The 19,304-nt window shown below is 70.5% G+C and carries 19 protein-coding genes; 3 read left to right on the top strand and 16 right to left on the bottom strand.

The window, feature by feature from the left end; translation table 11 throughout:
• The first annotated feature begins 11 nt into the window (after positions 1-11).
• A complete protein-coding gene (locus tag ACGF3A_RS12150) occupies positions 12-500 on the top strand; it encodes a DUF3180 domain-containing protein (protein ID WP_393728531.1) in 489 nt (162 codons plus the stop codon).
• Here ACGF3A_RS12150 and ACGF3A_RS12145 read toward each other — a convergent pair.
• From ACGF3A_RS12145 to dacB, 7 genes are all read right to left on the bottom strand, one after another.
• Complete coding sequence (locus ACGF3A_RS12145; RefSeq protein ID WP_393728529.1) at positions 490-1,098, bottom strand: hypothetical protein; 609 nt, start codon at positions 1,096-1,098, stop codon at positions 490-492. The two genes, ACGF3A_RS12150 and ACGF3A_RS12145, sit on opposite strands and share 11 nt — an antisense overlap.
• 9 nt (positions 1,099-1,107) lie before the next feature.
• Positions 1,108-1,710 (bottom strand): GTP cyclohydrolase I FolE, encoded by a 603-nt coding sequence (gene folE, locus ACGF3A_RS12140; RefSeq protein WP_393728527.1) that lies wholly within the window; start codon positions 1,708-1,710, stop codon positions 1,108-1,110.
• Between the two features lie 119 nt (positions 1,711-1,829).
• A complete protein-coding gene (gene ftsH / locus ACGF3A_RS12135) occupies positions 1,830-3,863 on the bottom strand; it encodes an ATP-dependent zinc metalloprotease FtsH (protein WP_393728525.1) in 2,034 nt (677 codons plus the stop codon).
• A gap of 219 nt (positions 3,864-4,082) precedes the next feature.
• Positions 4,083-4,622, bottom strand: a complete 540-nt coding sequence (hpt, locus tag ACGF3A_RS12130) for a hypoxanthine phosphoribosyltransferase (protein WP_393728523.1) — start codon at positions 4,620-4,622, stop codon at positions 4,083-4,085.
• A 45-nt stretch (positions 4,623-4,667) separates the two neighbouring features.
• Positions 4,668-5,720: a tRNA lysidine(34) synthetase TilS gene (tilS, locus tag ACGF3A_RS12125; protein WP_393728521.1), complete on the bottom strand. Its 1,053-nt coding sequence runs from the start codon at positions 5,718-5,720 to the stop codon at positions 4,668-4,670.
• Positions 5,721-5,912: 192 nt separating this feature from the next.
• The gene (locus ACGF3A_RS12120) at positions 5,913-7,076 is read right to left on the bottom strand and encodes a zinc-dependent metalloprotease (protein WP_393728519.1); all 1,164 of its coding nucleotides are present in this window, start codon (positions 7,074-7,076) and stop codon (positions 5,913-5,915) included.
• 76 nt (positions 7,077-7,152) lie between these two features.
• A complete protein-coding gene (gene dacB, locus ACGF3A_RS12115; RefSeq protein ID WP_393728517.1) occupies positions 7,153-8,694 on the bottom strand; it encodes a D-alanyl-D-alanine carboxypeptidase/D-alanyl-D-alanine-endopeptidase in 1,542 nt (513 codons plus the stop codon).
• A gap of 133 nt (positions 8,695-8,827) precedes the next feature.
• Between dacB and ACGF3A_RS12110 the strand changes: the two genes are divergently transcribed.
• Positions 8,828-9,319 carry an inorganic diphosphatase gene (locus tag ACGF3A_RS12110; protein ID WP_393728515.1) on the top strand — a complete coding sequence of 164 codons (492 nt, stop codon included), beginning with the start codon at positions 8,828-8,830 and terminating at the stop codon, positions 9,317-9,319.
• A gap of 71 nt (positions 9,320-9,390) precedes the next feature.
• On the opposite strand, the gene ACGF3A_RS12105 is transcribed toward ACGF3A_RS12110, so the two are convergent.
• The 8 genes from ACGF3A_RS12105 to ACGF3A_RS12070 form a co-directional block, all read right to left on the bottom strand.
• Positions 9,391-11,028 (bottom strand): threonine/serine exporter ThrE family protein, encoded by a 1,638-nt coding sequence (locus tag ACGF3A_RS12105; RefSeq protein ID WP_393728513.1) that lies wholly within the window; start codon positions 11,026-11,028, stop codon positions 9,391-9,393.
• A gap of 225 nt (positions 11,029-11,253) precedes the next feature.
• The gene (locus ACGF3A_RS12100) at positions 11,254-12,012 is read right to left on the bottom strand and encodes a MerR family transcriptional regulator (RefSeq protein ID WP_393728511.1); all 759 of its coding nucleotides are present in this window, start codon (positions 12,010-12,012) and stop codon (positions 11,254-11,256) included.
• Between the two features lie 105 nt (positions 12,013-12,117).
• Complete coding sequence (locus ACGF3A_RS12095) at positions 12,118-12,906, bottom strand: ABC transporter permease (RefSeq protein ID WP_393728509.1); 789 nt, start codon at positions 12,904-12,906, stop codon at positions 12,118-12,120.
• Positions 12,903-13,871, bottom strand: coding sequence for an ATP-binding cassette domain-containing protein (locus ACGF3A_RS12090; protein ID WP_393728508.1), 969 nt, complete (start codon positions 13,869-13,871; stop codon positions 12,903-12,905). The genes ACGF3A_RS12095 and ACGF3A_RS12090 overlap by 4 nt, the downstream gene beginning before the upstream one ends.
• An 87-nt stretch (positions 13,872-13,958) precedes the next feature.
• Positions 13,959-14,585 carry a PadR family transcriptional regulator gene (locus ACGF3A_RS12085; RefSeq protein WP_393728506.1) on the bottom strand — a complete coding sequence of 209 codons (627 nt, stop codon included), beginning with the start codon at positions 14,583-14,585 and terminating at the stop codon, positions 13,959-13,961.
• A gap of 157 nt (positions 14,586-14,742) precedes the next feature.
• Positions 14,743-15,309, bottom strand: coding sequence for a DinB family protein (locus ACGF3A_RS12080; protein ID WP_393728504.1), 567 nt, complete (start codon positions 15,307-15,309; stop codon positions 14,743-14,745).
• Positions 15,310-15,393: 84 nt separating this feature from the next.
• Complete coding sequence (locus tag ACGF3A_RS12075; RefSeq protein WP_393728502.1) at positions 15,394-16,851, bottom strand: aldehyde dehydrogenase family protein; 1,458 nt, start codon at positions 16,849-16,851, stop codon at positions 15,394-15,396.
• A 56-nt stretch (positions 16,852-16,907) separates the two neighbouring features.
• Positions 16,908-17,813 (bottom strand): helix-turn-helix domain-containing protein, encoded by a 906-nt coding sequence (locus tag ACGF3A_RS12070; RefSeq protein ID WP_393728501.1) that lies wholly within the window; start codon positions 17,811-17,813, stop codon positions 16,908-16,910.
• A gap of 277 nt (positions 17,814-18,090) precedes the next feature.
• Here ACGF3A_RS12070 and ACGF3A_RS12065 point away from each other — a divergent pair, with 277 nt between their 5' ends.
• The gene (locus ACGF3A_RS12065; protein WP_393728499.1) at positions 18,091-18,654 is read left to right on the top strand and encodes an ATP-binding protein; all 564 of its coding nucleotides are present in this window, start codon (positions 18,091-18,093) and stop codon (positions 18,652-18,654) included.
• Between the two features lie 82 nt (positions 18,655-18,736).
• Here ACGF3A_RS12065 and ACGF3A_RS12060 read toward each other — a convergent pair whose 3' ends face one another.
• Positions 18,737-18,976, bottom strand: coding sequence for a DUF397 domain-containing protein (locus ACGF3A_RS12060; RefSeq protein WP_393728498.1), 240 nt, complete (start codon positions 18,974-18,976; stop codon positions 18,737-18,739).
• Positions 18,977-19,304 lie beyond the last annotated feature (328 nt).

Genomic DNA, 19,304 nt, shown 5'->3' with positions numbered 1-19,304 from the left:
TTGGGAACGCAGTGAAGGAACTCCGCATCCGCATCCTGGTGGGCGTCTTCGCCGTCGCCGGGGTGCTCTCCTGGGCAGGCGCGCGGCTCTGGGACTCGCTCGGCACTCTCCCGAGCGTCCCGGTGGCGGCGCCCATCGTGCTGGGCGCCATCGCCGCCGTGCTGCTGGCCACCGCGCTCTCCCTGCGTTCCCGCCTCAAGGCCCAGCGCGAGCGGGTGCCGGGAGCCAAGGGCGTGGACCCGATGATGGCGGCCCGCGCCCTGCTCTTCGGCCAGGCGAGCGCCCTGGTCGCCGCCCTCGTCTCGGGGATGTACGGGGGTGCGGGGCTCTTTCTCGCCACCGAGCGCTCCGACGTCCCTGCCCGCGGCGACCAGGCGCTCTACGCGGGCCTGGCCGTCGTCGCGGGCATCGCGGTGATCGCGGCCGCGGTCTTCCTGCAGCGCGTCTGCCGCCTCCCGGAGGACCAGGACGACGACCACCCCCCGGCGGCTACGGCGTAGCGGCGCCGCTGTCCCTCTTCGACCCCACCGCGACCGCTACGGCGATCAGCACGGCCCCGACGACGAGCGTCACCGCCAGCCCCAGCGCCCACAGCCACGGAAAGTGCGCGTACACCCAGCTCGGCGGCCCGTCGGAGCCCCGGCGGCTGCGCCCGTTGTCCTGCGCGTCGAAGATCAGCACCGTGAGCCCGAAGAGCACCACGGCGGAGCCAGCTGCGCCCAGTCCGCCCAGCAGCGGCCGTACGGGACGCTCGCGCCAGCTCTTCTTCCAGCCGCCCCGGCCGCCCCGGGCCAGCGCGAGCCCGAAGAGCGCCACCGCGCACGGCAGCAGCGCGCCGAGGAAGGCGGCGAAGGAGTAGGCCCCGCCGGGCCAGCTGTCCGCCGCCCAGCGCCAGGTGTCCTCGCCCCACCACATGTCGGTGAGGGCCAGCAGCACGATGACGGCCGCGACGGCGAGGAAGATCAGGCAGCCGAAGACCGTGTCCTTCCGGTCCCGGCCCTTCTTCTCCCCGCTCCCCGCTCTGGGGCCGGGCTCGCGCGCGTACCGCAGCGAGGGCGCCGCGGCCTTCCCCCGCCCTCTTCTGACCGATCCCCCCACGCCGCGCCCCTACCTGAGGATCAGGCTCATGGCCTCGGAGCGCGTCGCCGCGTCCCTCAGCTGGCCGCGCACGGCCGAGGTCACGGTCTTCGCGCCGGGCTTCCTGATGCCCCGCATCGACATGCACATGTGCTCGCACTCGATGACGACGATCACGCCACGCGGCTCCAGTATCCGCATGAGGGAGTCCGCCACCTGGGTCGTCAGCCGCTCCTGGACCTGGGGCCTGCGGGCGAAGACGTCCACGAGGCGGGCCAGCTTCGAGAGGCCGGTGATCTTCCCGGAGGCCGAGGGGATGTACCCGACGTGGGCGACCCCGCGGAAGGGGACCAGGTGGTGCTCGCAGGTCGAGAACACCTCGATGTCCTTGACCAGCACCATCTCGTCGTGCCCGAGGTCGAACGTGGTGGTCAGCACGTCCTCGGGCTGCTGCCGCAGTCCGGCGAATATCTCCTTGTACGCCCGCGCCACGCGCGCGGGGGTCTCCAGGAGGCCCTCCCGGTCCGGGTCCTCGCCCACGGCGATCAGGAGCTCGCGCACCGCGTTCTCCGCCCGCTTCTCGTCGAACTCGCCTATCGGGCTCTCGCCGTCCAGCGTCACCGGGTCGGTCATGTGGTCCCTCGTTCCTCTTCCGTGCACCGTGCACAACGCGGAATAAAGCGAAAGCCGCGTCCCACAGGCTAGAACCTGTGGGACGCGGCTGACATTCCGGGGCGGCCGGGGCCGTCGGCTCAGGACCGCCCGGCGCTGTCCTCCGGGTCGGCCGGCTCCACGATCGCGTCGGAGTCGCGGGGACCGATCTCCTTGCCGATGTCCAGCGTCGACGACCCGTTGGTCAGCGCCGCGGGCGGCGCGGAGACGGGCGGCCGGGTGGACGGGGTGCGCCGCGAGGAACCGGTCCACGCGGGCCTGCTGGGACGCTTGGCGATGGCGGCGAAGACCTCGGCGATCTCCTCCTTGTTCAGCGTCTCCTTCTCCAGCAGGGCCAGCACGAGGTTGTCGAGGACGTCGCGGTTCTCCACCAGGATTTCCCAGGCTTCGTTGTGCGCCGTCTCGATCAGCTTCTTGACCTCCTCGTCCACCAGCCCGGCGACCTCTTCCGAGTAGTCCCGCTGGTGGCCCATCTCCTTGCCCAGGAAGGGCTCGGAGTTGTCGGAGCCGAACTTGATCGCGCCGAGCCGCTCGGTCATGCCGTACTGCGTGACCATCGCGCGGGCCGTTGCCGTGGCCTTCTCGATGTCGTTGGCAGCGCCCGTGGTCGGGTCGTGGAAGACCAGCTCCTCGGCCGCGCGCCCGCCCATCATGTACGCGAGCTGGTCGAGCATCTCGTTACGCGTGGTCGAGTACTTGTCCTCGTCGGGGAGGACCATCGTGTACCCGAGGGCACGGCCTCTCGACAGGATCGTGATCTTGTGGACCGGATCGGAGTTCGGTGAGGCCGCCGCGACCAGGGCGTGTCCGCCCTCGTGGTACGCGGTGATCCTCTTCTCCTTGTCGCTCATGATCCGGGTCCGCTTCTGCGGTCCGGCCACGACACGGTCGATCGCCTCGTCCAGGAACTTGTTGTCGATCAGCTTCTGGTCGCTGCGCGCGGTGAGCAGCGCCGCCTCGTTGAGCACATTGCTCAGGTCGGCGCCCGTGAAGCCCGGGGTGCGCCGCGCGACCGCGCCGAGGTCCACGTCGGGCGCCATGGGCTTGCCCTTCTGGTGGACCTGGAGGATCTCGTGGCGGCCCTGCATGTCCGGACGGTCGACGGCGATCTGCCGGTCGAAACGGCCGGGGCGCAGCAGCGCCGGGTCCAGGATGTCCGGACGGTTGGTGGCGGCGATCAGGATGACGCCGCCCTTCACGTCGAAACCGTCCATCTCGACCAGGAGCTGGTTGAGCGTCTGCTCGCGCTCGTCGTGACCGCCGCCCATGCCGGCGCCGCGGTGGCGGCCGACGGCGTCGATCTCGTCGACGAACACGATCGCCGGGGCGTTCGCCTTCGCCTGCTCGAAGAGGTCGCGGACGCGGGAGGCGCCCACACCGACGAACATCTCGACGAAGTCGGAGCCGGAGATCGAGTAGAACGGGACGCCCGCCTCACCCGCGACGGCGCGGGCCAGCAGGGTCTTGCCCGTACCGGGCGGGCCGTAGAGCAGCACACCCTTGGGGATCTTGGCGCCGACGGCCTGGAACTTCGCGGGCTCCTGGAGGAACTCCTTGATCTCGTGGAGCTCCTCGACGGCCTCGTCGGACCCGGCGACATCGGTGAACGTCGTCTTCGGCGTGTCCTTGGTGATGAGCTTGGCCTTCGACTTGCCGAAGTTCATCACCCGGGAGCCGCCGCCCTGCATCTGATTCATCAGGAACAGGAAGACGACGATGATCAGCACGAACGGCAGCAGGGAGAGCAGCATCCCGACGAACGGGTTCTGCTTCTGCGGCGCGACCGTGTACCCCTTGGGGATCTCCTTCTGCTCGTACTTGGTCTGGAGCGTCTTGGCGAGGTCGACGCCCTGGTCGTCGATGTAGCTCGCCTTGATCTTGTCGCTGTCCTCGACCTTGGCGCCGTCCTTGAGCTCCAGCTTGACGATCTGTTCGTCGCCAGTGGTGAGCTCGGCGGACTTCACCTTGTCCTGTGCGATCGCCTGTACGACCTGACCGGTGTCGACCGTCTTGAAGCCGCCGGACGAGCCGACGACCTGCATCAACACGACCACGGCAAGGACGGCCAGCACGATCCACATGACCGGCCCGCGGAAGTATCGCTTCACGTCCATCCATACGGAGCGCGTGGGCCCCGTCCCTCCTGCCACAGTGAGTTGAAAAGCCTGACCTTCGGACGGTACCCCAGCATTGTCACCCGGCGCCGCCGAGGACGGTCAACCACAACCGCCCTTCGATGCTCCAACGACGCGCCCCGGCCCAGTGTTCCCGGGCCCGAAGCATGTGCGAACGGTTGCGCCGACCGGTGACGGGGGCGCCGTGCCGGGGGTCGCTCAGCCGCCGTAGACGTGCGGGGCGAGCGTGCCGACGAAGGGCAGGTTCCGGTACTTCTCGGCGTAGTCCAGCCCGTACCCCACGACGAACTCGTTGGGGATGTCGAAGCCGACCCACTCGACGTCGATCGCCACCTTGGCCGCGTCCGGCTTGCGCAGCAGTGTGCAGACCTTGAGGGAGGCGGGCTCGCGGGAGCCGAGGTTCGACAGCAGCCAGGACAGCGTCAGCCCGGAGTCGATGATGTCCTCGACGATCAGGACGTGCTTGCCCTTGATGTCGGTGTCGAGGTCCTTGAGGATCCGCACGACGCCGGAGGACTGGGTGCCGGCCCCGTAGGAGGACACCGCCATCCAGTCCATCGTGACCGGGTTCGACAGGGCGCGGGCCAGGTCCGCCATCACCATCACGGCGCCCTTCAGGACACCGACGAGAAGGAGGTCCTTGCCCGCGTACTCCGCGTCGACCTTGGCAGCCAGCTCGGCCAGCTTCGCGTCGATCTCTTGCTTGCTGATGAGCACAGACTGAAGGTCGTCGCCCATGTCTTTCTCGTCCACCCGTGCCGCTCTCGCTCGTCGAGTCCAGGCTCAGCGCGGTGAGCCATGCCGGATGACCAGTCTGCCACCCTGCCGCTCGGCCTCCACACGCCCGGGCAGGTTGAGCGCGCGCTGACCGCGCCAGGCGGTGAGGAGACGGTCCATCTCCTCGATGTGCCGGGCGAAGAGCGAGCCCGCGGGCGCCCCCGCCTCGATCGCCGCGCGGCGCAGCACCCGGCGGCGGACGGCGGGCGGCAGCGCGTAGAGCCCGACGGTGTCGAGCGTGACCCGCTCCCGCGCGCCCGGCTCGTCCGTACGCACCTCGTCCGTACGCACCGAGCGCTCGGCCTCGGCGGCCCAGGCGTCCAGCGCGTCCGCGTCGTCCCGGGAGAGCTGCGCGGTGCGCGCGAGGGCCTCGACGACGCCCTTGCCCAGCGCCTTCTCCAGGGTGGGCAGGGCCTCGTGCCGCACACGGGAGCGGGTGTAGGCCGGATCGGCGTTGTGCGGGTCGTCCCAGACGGGGAGCGACTGGACCATGCACGCCTTGCGGGTGGACTGCCGGTCCACGGAGAGGAAGGGGCGGAGATAGCGGCCGCTGGCGCCGGAGACGGCGGCCATGCCGGAGAGGGAGCGGGTGCCGGAGCCGCGCGCGAGGCCGAGCAGCACGGTCTCGGCCTGGTCGTCACGGGTGTGGCCGAGGAGGACGGCGGCGGCGCCGAGGCGCTCGACGGCCTCGTCCAGCGCTCCGTACCGCGCCTCGCGGGCGTCGGCCTCGGGGCCCGCCGCCGTCCGCGCGACGCGCACGGCGACCGATTCGACCGGGGCGAGGCCCAGCGAGGTCAGGCGGACCGCGACGTCCTGGGCGCGCTCCGCGGAGCCGTCCTGGAGGCCGTGGTCGACGGTGACGCCTCCGGCGCGGACGCCGAGGCGGGGGGCCTCGAAGGCGAGCGCCGAGGCGAGGGCCATGGAGTCGGCACCGCCGGAGCAGGCGACGAGGACGAGGGGGGCCGGGCAGTGCGCGGGGGCGGGGTGCGCGGTGAGCACGTCGTGGAGTGCGCGGCGGACCGCCAGGCGTATCGCGGCGACCGCGGGGTGGGGACCCATGTCCGATTCACTTCCTCATTGGGGGACTGAGGGGATGCATGTGGTGTGGAGGATGGCGGGGAATACGAGAGACTTCTCGTCACGCTATGTGCACTGATGGTGACAGAGGAGTGCCGTGTTCCCCGAGCATCGCACGCATACCCGCCCCTTACGGTCCCTCAGAAGGGTGATTGGCGAGGATTTCCGTAGCCCTCAGTCGGCCTTTCGGTGCACCCTCGCGATCCAGTCCGCCGGTTTGGCGATCTCCGACTTGGTCGGCAGCGTGTTGGGCGACGTCCACACCTTGTTGAAGCCGTCCATGCCGACCTCCTCGACCACCGCGCGCACGAAGCGCTCCCCGTCGCGGTACTGGCGCAGCTTCGCGTCCAGGCCGAGCAGCTTGCGCAGGGCCTGGTCGAGGCGGCCCGCGCCGCTGGCGCGGCGCTTCTGGAACTTCTCGCGGATCTCCGCGACCGAGGGCACGACCTGCGGGCCCACGCCGTCCATCACATAGTCGGCGTGGCCCTCCAGGAGGGACATCACGGCGGTCAGGCGGCCCAGGATCTCGCGCTGCGCCGGGGTCTGGACCAGCTCGACGATGCTGCCGCGCTCGCCGCGCCCCTCGCCCGAGGGCTCGTCCTCGGCGTCGGCGCCCTCCTCCGCCTCCGGCTTGGTGCCGGTGAGCGACTGGGCGGCCTCGCGGAGCCGCTCCAGCAGGGTGGAGGGGTCGATCTCGGTCTCGCCGAGGAAGGACTGGATCTCCATCTGGATGTGGTCGCGCAGCCAGGGCACGGCCGTGAACTGGGTGCGGTGCGTCTCCTCGTGGAGGCAGACCCAGAGCCGGAAGTCGTGCGGCTCCACGTCGAGTTCGCGCTCCACGTGCACGATGTTCGGCGCGACGAGCAGCAGCCTGCCCCCGCTCTCCGTCGCGCCCGGCAGCTCGCGCGAGGCCGGGGCGAACGTCTCGTACTGCCCGAGGACGCGCGAGGCGAGGAACGACAGCAGCATGCCGACCTCGACGCCGGTCACCTTGCCGCCGACGGCGCCGAGCACGGCCCCGCCCGGGATGTTCGCCCGCCGCTCCTCGACCTTGCCGAGCAGCGGCGAGAGCAGCTCGCGGAAACCGGCGACGTTGGCCCGGACCCAGCCGGGCCGGTCCACCACGAGGACGGGCGTGTCCGCCTCCTCGGGGTTCGCCGCCTCCATGCGCGTGAAAGCGCGCACGTGCTCCTCCGACGCCTTCGCGTGCCGCCGGAGCTCGGCGACGATGTCGCGCGCTTCTTCCCTGCTGACTTCAGGCCCCGGCCGCACGAGCCGGGTCGCGGTCGCGACCGCGAGATTCCAGTCGACCATCTCCACACCACCGAGGCTCGTCATTCCTTCACGGTACGTGTCGCTCGCGCCGAGCGGGAGGAGACGTGGGGACCACCCGCCCCCTAGGGGAGGTCTTCGGTCAGGGGCCCGAAGGCGATTCGCGGCAGCCGCAGTTGGCCAGGGCCGACGCCAGCTCGTCCAGGGACTCCTGGGCCGTGTCGCGGTCCGGGGCCCCGGTCGTCATGAACGCGAAGGCCAGCATCCGCCCGTCCGCGTCCACGACGGTGCCCGCCAGGGTGTTCACGCCGGTCAGCGTGCCGGTCTTGGCCCGTACGAGCCCGGCGCCCGGCTCCTCGCGGGGGCTGTCGTACCGGCCGCCGAGGGTGCCGGTGAACCCGGCGACGGGCAGTCCCGTCAGCACGGGGCGCAGCCCGGTCCGCTCCGGGTCCGAGGCGTGGGCGAGGAGACGGGTGAGCAGCGCGGCCGAGACCCGGTCCTCGCGGTCCAGGCCGCTGCCGTCGGCGAAGCGGGCGTCCTTCAGGGGCATGCCCAGCTCGTCGAGGCGCCGCTCGACGGCCTTCCCGGCGCCCTCGAAGCTCGCGGGCTCGCCCTCGGCGATCGCGGTCTGGCGGGCGAGGGCCTCGGCGATGTCGTTGTCGCTGTGGGTGAGCATGCGCTCGACGAGGTCGCCGAGCGGGGCCGAGTCGTGGGTGGCGAGGCGCTTCGCGCCCTTGGGGGCCGTCTTCTCCTCGGCGGCGCCCTCGACCTCGATGTCCTCGTCCTTGAGTTTCTTCGCGAACGCCTCGGCCGCCTCGCCCGCCGGGTCCCCGGAACGGTCGGCGGGGCCGTGCTCGCTGTCGTCCAGCCGTCCCTCGTTCAGCATCAGCGGGACGACGGGGGCGAGGTTCTCGTTCGGGCCGATGGGGTGCTGGTCGGTGCCCTCGTAGCGGGAGAGGTCGTAGCGGAGCGTGACCTTCTCGGTGTCGCTCTTACGGAGCGTGCGCGCGGTCTTCTCGGCGAGGGCGTCGAGGCCGTCCTCGTCGAGCGTCGGGTCGCCGCCGCCGACGAGCGTGACCGTGCTGTCACCGCCGTCGTCCTCGGCGACGACGCGGGTCGGGATCCGGTGGTCCTCGCCGCGGGCGCTGAGCGCGGCGACGGCCGTGGCGATCTTGACGGTCGAGGCGGGGGTGGCGACCGTGCGCGGCTCGGTGGCGAAGAGCTCCTTGCCGGTCACGGCGTCCACGACCGAGGCCGTACGGACCGAGCCGAGCGCCCCGTCCTTGAGCAGCGGCTCCAGGGTGTCGGCGAGCGCGGAGACGGTGGGGGCGGGCGTCTGGTCGGCGCGGGCGCCCCCGCTCCCGCCGTGGCGCCCCTCACCCTTGCCCGCGCGCTTGCCGTCGCCGTCACGGCCCCGTACGGGCCCGGCCTCGGCGAGGACCTGCGGCGCGGTCAGCTCGGAGCCGGGGCCTCCGCCTCCGGGCCCGGTGTGCTCCGTGCCACTCCCGTCGCCTTGCCGCGCGGCCCAGGCGCGCTCCGCCGTACGCTGGCCGGAGTCCCACGGTCCCGTCGCGGCCACCGTCGTGAGCGCGACCGCGAGGCCGAGTGCGGCGGAACCCGCCGTCAGCAGTACGGTCTGCCGCTTTTGCGGCGTCGTGTCCTGCCAGCGCTGCAGGATCCGCACCTCGACCAGCCCCTTTCGCGAGCACACATGTGCGTGGGGGACACTTAATCACCAGACTGGAGTTCTTCTGGGGGACGGCCCCCAGGGCAATCGAGTGCTGATCTATTAATGATCTATACGGAGGAGCCTCCCTGTGGAGTTCGACGTCACCATCGAGATCCCGAAGGGTTCGCGGAACAAGTACGAGGTGGATCACGAGACCGGCCGCATCCGTCTTGACCGCCACCTCTTCACCTCGACCGTGTACCCGGCGGACTACGGCTTCGTCGACGGCACCCTGGGCGAGGACGGTGACCCGCTCGACGCGCTGGTGCTGCTGGAGGAGCCGACGTTCCCCGGCTGCATCATCAAGTGCCGCGCGATCGGCATGTTCCGTATGACGGACGAGGCCGGCGGCGACGACAAGCTGCTGTGCGTCCCCTCGTCGGACCCGCGCATGGAGCACCTGCGCGACATCCACCACGTCAGCGAGTTCGACCGGCTGGAGATCCAGCACTTCTTCGAGGTCTACAAGGACCTGGAGCCCGGCAAGTCCGTCGAGGGCGCCGACTGGGTGGGCCGCTCCGAGGCCGAGGCCGAGGTCGAGGCCTCGGTCAAGCGCCTGGCCTCCGAAGGCGGCCACTGAGCAGACAGCCGTATGAGGGCCCCGCTCGGCGAGCGGGGCCCCCGGCTTTTCCCGGCCCGGCCGGAGGGCGGCTAGAAGCCCCTCGTCCGCTTCGCCGCGCGGCGTCCCGGCAGCGGGGTCTCCACGCCCGGGGTCTTGATGAAGAGCCGGGCCAGCTCGCCGCCGAGGTTGACGCCGATGGCGATGGCCAGGGCCAGCGCACCGGCGGTGGCGAGCTTCTCGAAGCCCTGGTTGATGTCGCCCTGCGCGAGGTTGAGCAGCCCGAAGTACGTCGAGCTACCGGGCAGCAGCGGGCCGATCGCGGCCGTGATGTACGGCAGCGAGGACGCGAACTGGTACCGCGACAGCAGCTGCCCGAAGAGGCCGACCAGGCCCGCGGCGCAGACCGTGGAGGGCACCGGCGGCACGTTGGCCTTGGTCATCGCGCCGAAGATCAGCCAGGCCACTCCCCCGTTGAGCGTCGCGAGCAGCACCGTCGCGCGGGGCTGCTGGAGCAGCACGCAGAAGGCGAGCGCGAGCAGCATCGCGGCGAAGAGCTGGATCACGGGGCGGCTCACCTGGTGGACGGCGTCCGGGGTGAGGTTGGCGTTCAGCTCGGCGCCCACGTAGAGCACCATCAGCACGCCGCAGACGATGCCGACGATGAGGTAGACGACCTCCAGCAGGCGGGCGGCGGCCGTGATGTAGAAGCCCGTGAGCCCGTCGTGCACGGCCGCCACCAGCGCGCGCCCGGGGATCAGCGCGAAGAGGCCACCGGTGATCACCGCGGAGGCCATCACGCCGGACTTGGTCAGCGCGACCGTGACCCCTATCGCGGCGGGCGGCATCGCGGCCGCCGCGAACTGGTAGAACTCCGGCAGTCCGCGCCCCGCGCACAGCCACGCCAGCCGGTCGCCCAGCATCGCGCCGAGCGCGGCGAGCACGAAGACCAGCGCGTCACCGCCGACGAGCAGCGAGGCGGCGCCGGAGAGCGCGCCGCTGGCCACCGTGAGCGCGCCCTTGGAGAACGGGTGCCTGTTGCGCCGCATCTCCGCCAGCCGCCGGTAGGACTCCTCCAGCGTGACCTCGCCCTGCGTGATGTCCGCGACCAGCCCGAAGACGGACGCGAGGCGCGTGTAGTCCGTACCCCTCCGGCGTACGGTGCGGCTGAGCGTCACCGGGTCGTCGACCAGCGAGGGCTGGTGCGTGATCGAGAGCAGCGTGAAGGTCACGGTGGGCTCGGTGCGGTCCAGGCCGTAGGCGTGGGCGACGCCGAACATCGCGGCCTCGACGTCCTCGGCGCCCTCGCCGCCCGCGAGCAGCAGCTCGCCGATGCGGAGGGTGAGGTCGAGGACGCGGGGCACGGCGGGCCCGGTCTCGACGTCCTCGGTGCGGGCCACGCGCTCGGGCACCGGCCGCTCGGCGAGCGGCATCCGCACCATCGTGCGCATCCGGTCCTGCCAGGGCGAGCCCGGCTTGGCGAGCGGCCCGATGACGGGGATGCCCTCGGGCGGGGTGAACGCGCTGCCGTGCTCGAACGAGGCGGGCGGGACCAGCCCCTCGGGCACGGTGAACTCCGAGGTCGGGTGCTCGTCCTCCGGGACGGGCGGCAGCGGTACGCCCAGCGGATGCGAGAACGCGCTCCGCGCCTCGTCCGATGCGGGCTTCGCGTCCTCGTTCCTGTCGTCCCTCTCCGCTGAATCCCCGTTGCCCCTGGGCTCGCCGGCCACTTTTGTCCGCTCCTTACTCTCTTACGCGGTGTAGTTCCTATGCCTCCACTTAGTGCCACATGCTTCACGCGACGTCCAACCGCCCTGGTTGCACCCCAGGAACGTGACGCTCCCCCCAAAGATCCCCCGGGGCGCACGGAATAAAAGCGGGGCTCGCCCCGATGGGTGCGAGCCCCGCCACAGAAGGGTGCTGACGAGAGGTCAGGCGTACGGCCTGGCGTACGGTCAGGCGCGCCGTTCGGCGTTCGCCCTGATGGCGTCACGCAGATAGACCGCGAGGCCGGGCCGTACGGCCTCGTACGTGGCCGTGAACCGCGGGTCGGCCACGTACATCTCGCCGAGCGAGGTGTGCATCGCGTGGCCGCACTCGTAGCTCGTACGGGAGATGAAGAGCCGGTGCTCCTCGGCGAGGTCCGTGGCCTCCTCCGAGTCCGGCGCGGCGCCGCGCTCCATCGCCTCGGCGATCCGCCGGTGGATGCCGTCGAACTCCTCCTTGAACCGCTTCCAGTCCTCCTTCGTGTACGAGGCGGCGCGCCGCTGCGACTCGCGGTACGCCTCCGTCCCGCCCCAGCGCCGCTCCGTCTCCTCCGCGTACGCGTCGGGGTCGAAGTCGCCGAAGACCTCGAACTTCTCCTCGGGGGTGAGGTTGATGCCCATCCTGCGTGCCTCCATGGCGCGTTCCACGGCGGCGGCCATCTCCCGCAGCCTGCCGATCCTGGCCTCCAGCAGCGCGTGCTGGCGGCGCAGGTGCTCGTGGGGATCCGCCTCCGGATCGTCGAGCAGTTCGGCGACCTCCTCCAGGGAGAAGCCCAGCTCCCGGTAGAAGAGGATGCGCTGCAGCCGGTCGAGGTCGGCGTCGCTGTAGCGGCGGTGCCCGGCGGGGGTCCGCTCGCTGGGCGCGAGCAGACCGATCCCGTCGTAGTGGTGCAGGGTGCGCACGGTGACACCGGCGACGCGCGAGACCTCTCCCACGGAATGACCCACGTCCGCCTCCTTGGTCCGGACCGTCCGGACCGTCCGGTCCTTCGGTACGCCCCTACGTTCGGTCCTCACGTCGCGTGAGGTGCAAGCCCGTTCCGTGCGGGCCGCTCACGAGCCATCGTCGCCCAGGGCCCGGTACCTCCTCACCGCGAGCGGGAAGAAGACGGCCAGCAGGGCGAGCGGCCACGCCACCGCGAGCAGCAGGGAGTGGCTCGCGGCCCAGGAGGTGTCCGCGCCCCAGACGGGGTTGCCGAAGAGTTCGCGTACGGCCCTGGCGGTGGCGGACATGGGGTTCCACTCGGCGACGGCGCCCATCCAGGCGGGCATCGTCTCCGGCGAGTTGAAGACGTTGGAGAAGAAGGCGACCGGCCAGACGAGGATCTGGACGGCGGAGACCAGCTCGGGCCTGCCCGCGACCAGCGCGAGGTAGATGCCTGCCCACAGCATCGCGAAGCGCAGCAGGAGCAGCAGGCCCACCGCGGCGAGCCCCTCGGCCACGTTCCCGTGCGCGCGCCAGCCCACGGCCAGTCCGGAGAGCACCAGCACGACGATGCCCACCGTGGACTCCAGCATGTCGCTCAGGCTGCGCCCGACCAGGACGGCCGACTGGGACATGGGGATCGAGCGGAAGCGGTCGATCACGCCCTTGTTGAGGTCCTGGGTGAGCGCGACCATCGTCGACTCCAGCCCGAAGGCCATGTTCAGCGCGAACATCCCGGGGACCAGGTACTCCTCGTAGTTGTCGACCTTCATCCCGCCGCCGATGAAGTAGACGAACATCACCAGCATCATCAGCGGGAAGAACAGGTTCACCGCGACCTGGACGGGCTGCCGCTGCCAGTGCGCCAGCTCTCTGCGGGTCATCGTCCAGGCGTCGGTCAGCGTGTGCGTGCTCATGCGGCATCCCCTCCGGTCAGGTGCAGGAAGACCTCGTCCAGCGTCGGCCGCCGCAGCGCGATGTCCTCGGCCTCGATCCCCGCCGCCTCCAGCGCCCGTACGGTCTCCGCGAGCGCCTCCATCCGGTCGGCGACGGGTGCGCTCAGCCGCCGCCGGTCCATGTCGCGCTCGACGCCCGCCGACCCGGCCGCCATCCCGACGACGGCCGCCGCGGCCTCCATCCGCGCGGCGTCCCGCACGACGACGTCGATACGGTCGGCGCCCAGCTTGGCCTTCAGCTGGTCGGCGGTGCCCTCGGCGACCGCGCGCCCGCCGTCGATCACGGTGATGGCGTCCGCGAGCTGATCGGCCTCCTCCAGGTACTGGGTCGTGAGCAGTACGGTCGTGCCGCCGCCGACCAGCGCCCTGACCGCCTCCCACACCTCGGTCCGCCCGCGCGGGTCGAGCCCGGTGGTCGGCTCGTCCAGGAAGAGGATCAGCGACTTGTCGCCCCGGTCGTCGCTGCCGATCAGCGAGGCGGCGAGGTCCAGGCGGCGCCGCATGCCGCCGCTGTACTTGCCGACCGCCTTGCGGCCGGTGTCGGCCAGGCCGAACCGCTCCAGCAGCTCCCCGGCGCGGGCCGCGGCCCGGCGCGCGCCGAGGTGGTGGAGCCGCCCGAACATCTCCAGGTTCTGCCGCCCGCTCAGCTCCTCGTCCACCGCCGCGTGCTGGCCGAGCAGCCCGATGCGGCGGCGCACCTCGTCGGGCCGCGCGCTCACGTCGTACCCCGCGACCAGCGCCCGGCCCGCCGTGGGGCGCAGCAGGGTCGACAGGATCCGCACCGCCGTGGTCTTGCCCGCGCCGTTGGGACCCAGCAGCCCCCGGACCGTGCCGCGCGGCACGGCCAGGTCGAGCCCCGAGAGCGCCTGCTTCTCCCCGTACTCCTTCCGCAGCCCTTCGACGAGGATCGCTTCGCCCGTCGTCATGTCCTCTCCTCCCACCCGCAAGCCACTAGCCAAACTTGACTAGCGGCGGACGAAGGTAACCGGGATTCCGCGACTAGTCAAACTTGATTAAGAAGTGCCGGGGTCGTCGGGCCCGTCCTGCGTCAGTACGGACAGGTCGCGCTTGCCCTCGTCCGCCATCACGTACGCGCCGTTCTCCAGCCGCTCGATCAGCGCGCGGGCCCAGGTGGCGCCGCTGTCCGCGGTGGAGACCCACAGGCGCATGATCTCGCCGATGTAGTCCCACTCCGGCTGGCTCTCGCCCGGCGGGCCCGGGGTCCAGTGCTCGGAGACCTCGGCCCGCCACGCCTCCAGCGCGGCCACCCGCTCCTTGAGCAGCGCGATGGCCTCCGCGCGCTCCAGGTCGACGAGGAACCCGACGCCGCTGGTGAGCACGTCGGGCTTCTCGTCGATCGCGGTCAGCGCGTGCCGGAGCATGCGGTGGAACTCCGCCTCGCCCTCGTCCGTCAGCTCGTACTCGGTACGGGGCGGGCCGCCCACCGTGCTGGGCGCGACGTCGTGGGCGAGCAGCAGTCCCTGCTTCGCGAGTTGCTTGAGCGCGTGGTAGATCGAGCCCGGCTTGGCGTTGGACCACTCCTGGGCGCCCCAGAACTCCAGATCGTTCCGGACCTGATAGCCGTGCGCCCGCTTCCGCAGCCGCACGGCTCCCAGGACGAGCAACCGGATCGCCGACATCGTTCCTGGCTCCTTGACCACGGGGGCACACTGTGTCAGCGCATTCTAGTTCAGCTTGACTAGTCGCCCACGGCGACCAGTGAGGGAACTCCGGCTCGACGACTCTCCCGTGAGCCCCGCCCCACGCCCAGCACCATGCGCCCGATGAAACGGCGCCTCATGGGACCGTCGGCCAGTCGGGCTCCGGCATCGCGCCCGTCTCGAAGACCAGGTCGAAGGCGCCCTTGCCGTCGATCGTCTCGCGGATGACGTCCACGTGGCCCGCGTGCCGGGCCAGCTCCTCCATCAGGTGCAGCAGACCCCAGCGCCACGAGCGCTCGCCGCCCTCGTCCCAGGGGTACTTGGGCGAGACGAACGTCTCGTCGAGCGAGGGCAGTGCCCGTACGGCCGCCTCGGTCTCGGCGGCCACGCGCTCGTTACGGGCGATGAGGACCTCGATCGTCTCCTCGGGCGCCGGGGTCCAGCCGCTCTGCCACTCCTTCATCTGCTCGGCGGCGGGGCGGTCCTCCTCGCCCTTGAACTTCCGCACCCAGCCCTCTTCGCCGAGCGTCACATGCTTGAGCAGCCCGAGGACCGAGCACTCGCTCGCGGAGGGCGCGCTGCGCGCCTGCTCCTCGGTCAGGCCGTGCAGGGCGCGGCGGAAGGCGCCGCGCTGGGCCTCCAGATAGGCGAGAAGCGCTCCACGCTCGTCACCGCGGGCCTCGGGCTGAACGACTACCGGCATGATGGCTCCCCTTCGGTTCCCCGGCCCGCCCTCCCGGTGGGCCGTTGAAGAACACGTTATGAAGGGTCGCGGTCAGCTTCTGTCCTAGAACGGGAACGCGCTGCGACCCCTCTGGATCGAGATCCACTTCGTCGTCGTGAAGGCGTCGACCATCTGCTCGCCGTTGAGCCGCCCCAGGCCGGAGTGCTTCTCGCCGCCGAAGGGGACGATCGGCTCGTCCGCGACCGTCGAGTCGTTCACATGCACCATGCCGGTGTCGATGCGGCGCGCGACCTCGATGCCGCGCTCGATGTCGCCGCTGTGGACGGCGCCGCCGAGCCCGTACGGAGTGTCGTTCGCGACGTGGACGGCCTCGTCCTCGCCGTCGACGCCGATGATCAGCGCGACGGGGCCGAAGATCTCCTCGCGCAGCAGCGAGGAGGTGGCGGGCAGGCCGGTCAGGACGCTGGGCGAGACGACGTTGCCGTGCGCCTCGCCGTGCAGCAGGGGGGTGGCGCCGCTGGCGATGGCCTGCTCGACGATGGCGGTGACGCGCTCGGCCTGGCGGGAGTTGATGAGCGGGCCGATGTGGGTGGCCGGGTCCTCGGGGTCGCCGACCTTCAGCTCGCGGACGCGGGCGACGAACTTCTCGGTGAACTCGGCCTGCACGCTCCGGTCCACGATGATCCGGTTGGCCGCCATGCAGAGCTGGCCCTGGTTGACGTAGCGGCTGAAGACCGCGGCGTCCACCGCGTAGTCGATGTCGGCGTCGTCCAGGACGATCAGCGCACTGTTGGCGCCGAGCTGGAGGATCACGCGCTTGAAGTTGCGCGCGGCGACGGTCGCGACGTGCCGGCCCACGCGGTCGGAGCCGGTGAAGGAGAGCGCCTTGGGGACCGGGTGCTCGATGAGCGCGTCCCCGATCTCCGCGCTGTCCGTGATGATCACGTTCAGCAGCCCCGGCGGAAGGCCCGCCTCCTCCAGCACCTTGGCGACCAGGGTGCCGCCGCAGACGGGGGTGGACTGGTGCGGCTTGAGCACGGCCGCGTTCCCCAGCGCGAGGGCGGGAGCGAGGGATTTCACCGCGAGCAGGAATGGATAGTTGAAGGGCGAAATAACTCCGATGACGCCGAGCGGAGAACGGTAGACACGGTTCTCCTTGCCGTCGATCGCGGACGGCAGGATCTCTCCCTGAGTGTGCAGGGAAAGCTGCATCGCCTCCCGGAAGAACTCCTTGACGAGTGCGATCTCGAAGGCGGCCTTCAGGCGGGTCCCGCCCAGTTCCGCGATGATCGCCTCGGTGATCTGGGGTTCGGAATCCTCAATCACGCGGATCGCACGCTCGAACACGAGGCGTCGCGCATAGGGATTGGTCGCCGCCCAGTCGCGCTGGGCGCGCTCCGCCGCACGGTACGCCTGGTCCACCTCGTCGACGGTGGCGACGGTGATGGAGGCGAGCTTCTCGCCGTTGTACGGGTTGAAGTCGATGATGTCCCAGGAACCGGTCCCGGGGCGCCACTCACCGTCTATGCACTGGAGCGCCAGATCCGTGAAGTAGGACATGCCATTCCTTCGGGGGGTGGAAGGACGTGCTGATGGCACGTCATCGTACTGCCACTTCAGGCCAGTTGTCGGATCCTTTGCAGGTGGTCCCGGGTGCGTTCCGGTGAAAGGCTGATATCCACCAGCCGATCCAGCACCTGGTCGTACTGCGCGACCTCATCCCGTTTGTCGAGATACAGCGCACTGGTGAGCTGTTCCAGATACACGACGTCGTTCAGATCGGATTCCGGGAAGCGCAGGAGCGTGAAGGCGCCGCTCTCCGCCGCGTGCCCGCCGAACTCGAACGGGACGACCTGGACGGTGACGTTCGGGTGCTCGGAGACCTCGGCCAGGTGCTTGAGCTGGCCGTCCATGATCGAGGGGGAGCCGAACGGGCGGCGCAGCGCGGCCTCGTCGAGCACGCAGAGCAGGCGGGGCGCGTTCTCGCCGAGCAGCAGTTTCTGCCGCTCCAGGCGCAGCGCGACGCGGCGCTCGATCTCCTCGTCCGCGATCGGGGTGCGGTGGCCGGCGGTGACGACCGCGTGGGCGTAGTCGTCGGTCTGCAGCAGGCCGTGCACGAACTGCACCTCGTAGGTGCTGATGCGCTCCGCGGCGCCCTCCAGACCGACGTAGGTCTGGAACCATCCGGGCAGCACGTCGCTGTAGTTGTGCCACCACCCGGCGATGCTGGACTCCCGGGCGAGGCCCAGCAGCGGCTCACGCTCCGCCTCGTCGGTCACGCCGTAGAGAGTCAGCAGGTCTTCGACGTCACGCGCCTTGAAACTCACGCGGCCCAGCTCCATCCGGCTGATCTTGGACTCGGACGCTCGAATCGAATAACCGGCGGCCTCACGGGTCACCCCGCGCGACTCCCGGAGCCGTCGCAACTGGGATCCGAGCAGGATGCGCCGGACCATGGATCCGCTTGAGCTGCTCGCCCCCTTTGCTCCTCCGGTGACGCGACTTGCCGGTTCTGTGGCCATTTCGATCAACCCTCCGCCCCTGCTTGAAGGGAAGTGTGCCATCTTTGCGCTCCGTTGCGTGCCCGTGTGGTTACACACGATCGAAAGTCTCTCGTGCACGTGCATCTGCCCTTGCATCTGCTGTGGGCATTGGGAACCATGGGGATCGCACAAGTGCACCCAGTGCCATGCCAGTTGTGGCACAGGTAGCACTGTGGCGCCGGAACCTACCCGGGGAGCACAGCCGACAGGATCCGCACAGGATCATCACTGCCGCTAACGCCAGGAGTGGCCCGTCATGGGGACCGAAGGATCAACGGTGCTGGAGCCCTTATGGCAAGGTCTCCCGACGCTGGATGCCGCTTCAGTCTCCGGTTCGGCGTCCTGCGCGCTGCCGCCGCGGTACGAGGCGGTCAAGAGCGCCAGGGACTTCACGCGGCAGACGCTCCACCGGTGGGGGATCACCGAAGAATTCGACGACGTGGCACTCGTCGTCTCCGAACTCGTCACCAACGCGATGCGGCACGGCCTGCCCCCGGTCGCGGGGCCGGGCTCCGTGCCGGGGAGCGAGGGTGACCCGCCGGTCCGGCTGCATCTGATGCGCTGGTCCGCGCGGCTCGTATGTGCGGTCCGGGACCCCAGCAGCGAGCCTCCTCAGGTGACGGAGGTTCCCGAGCTGGGCCCCGTGGACGGAGAGTTCCCGGACCTTCCCGGCGTGCCCGGCCTTCCGGGCTTCACCGCCGAATCAGGCAGAGGGCTCTGCCTCGTCGACTCCTTCAGTGACAACTGGGGGTGGCACCCGTTGTCGGGGCCGCTGGCGGGCAAGGTCGTCTGGGCGCTGTTCCGCCTCGGTCCCCTGTAGGGGCCGGGGCCGGTTCGGCGCCGTGCCGCGAGAGGCGGCCGCCGCACGGGGGGCGGCCGTCTTGGGGCGGGCCGTACGGGGGTCAGTCCCGTATCAGGTAGTCGAACTCGCCGTCCTTGATGCCAAGAAGCATCGCCTCCATCTCCGCGGGCGTGTAGACGAGCGCGGGTCCGTCGGGGAAGCGCGAATTGCGCACGGCGACGTCACCGCCCGGCAGCTTCGCGAACTCGACGCAGGTTCCCTGGGAGTTGCTGTGCCGGCTCTTTCGCCACACGACCCCCTGGAGGTCCCTGGCGGCCATGCCGTTGTACGCGTGAGGCACTTGGATCTCCCGGACTAGTCAGGTGTGGGGGGTACTGGCTGATCAGTGTCAGAACTGTCAACTGCCCGGGATCATAACTGTGTTCACGTGCTGATGCATGTGCTAATGCACGTGCACGACGCGCCGTCGCGGGCCCATCACAGCCGGTCAAAGCGGGTTGCACACCGCTTCGCGATCGTCACGCGGGGTCTTGGACGGCGCGCATGCCGGACCCGTTCCCCCTCACTTCTCCCTGTGAGACGCAGCGGGGCCGTTTCTGCCTTATCCGAGGGCGGGAGCGCGGTCCGTACCCTTGACTTGAAGCTTCCTTCAAGTTCTACCTTCACGG

Origin of the sequence: Streptomyces sp. NPDC048172 (genome assembly GCF_043202595.1) — a bacterium.
GTDB lineage: Bacteria > Actinomycetota > Actinomycetes > Streptomycetales > Streptomycetaceae > Streptomyces.
Note: the sequence above shows the minus strand (reverse complement) of the source record. Positions and strands in the feature narration are given on the sequence as shown.

Coding starts and splice junctions, on each gene's coding strand:
- ftsH (WP_393728525.1), bottom strand. CDS start 3,863: ATGGACGTGAAGCGATACTTCCGCGGGCCGGTCATGTGGATCGTGCTG.
- ACGF3A_RS12080 (WP_393728504.1), bottom strand. CDS start 15,309: ATGCCGGTAGTCGTTCAGCCCGAGGCCCGCGGTGACGAGCGTGGAGCG.
- ACGF3A_RS12090 (WP_393728508.1), bottom strand. CDS start 13,871: ATGACGACGGGCGAAGCGATCCTCGTCGAAGGGCTGCGGAAGGAGTAC.
- ACGF3A_RS12075 (WP_393728502.1), bottom strand. CDS start 16,851: ATGTCCTACTTCACGGATCTGGCGCTCCAGTGCATAGACGGTGAGTGG.
- folE (WP_393728527.1), bottom strand. CDS start 1,710: ATGACCGACCCGGTGACGCTGGACGGCGAGAGCCCGATAGGCGAGTTC.
- ACGF3A_RS12065 (WP_393728499.1), top strand. CDS start 18,091: ATGGGGACCGAAGGATCAACGGTGCTGGAGCCCTTATGGCAAGGTCTC.
- ACGF3A_RS12085 (WP_393728506.1), bottom strand. CDS start 14,585: ATGTCGGCGATCCGGTTGCTCGTCCTGGGAGCCGTGCGGCTGCGGAAG.
- hpt (WP_393728523.1), bottom strand. CDS start 4,622: ATGGGCGACGACCTTCAGTCTGTGCTCATCAGCAAGCAAGAGATCGAC.
- ACGF3A_RS12095 (WP_393728509.1), bottom strand. CDS start 12,906: ATGAGCACGCACACGCTGACCGACGCCTGGACGATGACCCGCAGAGAG.
- ACGF3A_RS12120 (WP_393728519.1), bottom strand. CDS start 7,076: ATGACGAGCCTCGGTGGTGTGGAGATGGTCGACTGGAATCTCGCGGTC.
- ACGF3A_RS12070 (WP_393728501.1), bottom strand. CDS start 17,813: ATGGCCACAGAACCGGCAAGTCGCGTCACCGGAGGAGCAAAGGGGGCG.
- tilS (WP_393728521.1), bottom strand. CDS start 5,720: ATGGGTCCCCACCCCGCGGTCGCCGCGATACGCCTGGCGGTCCGCCGC.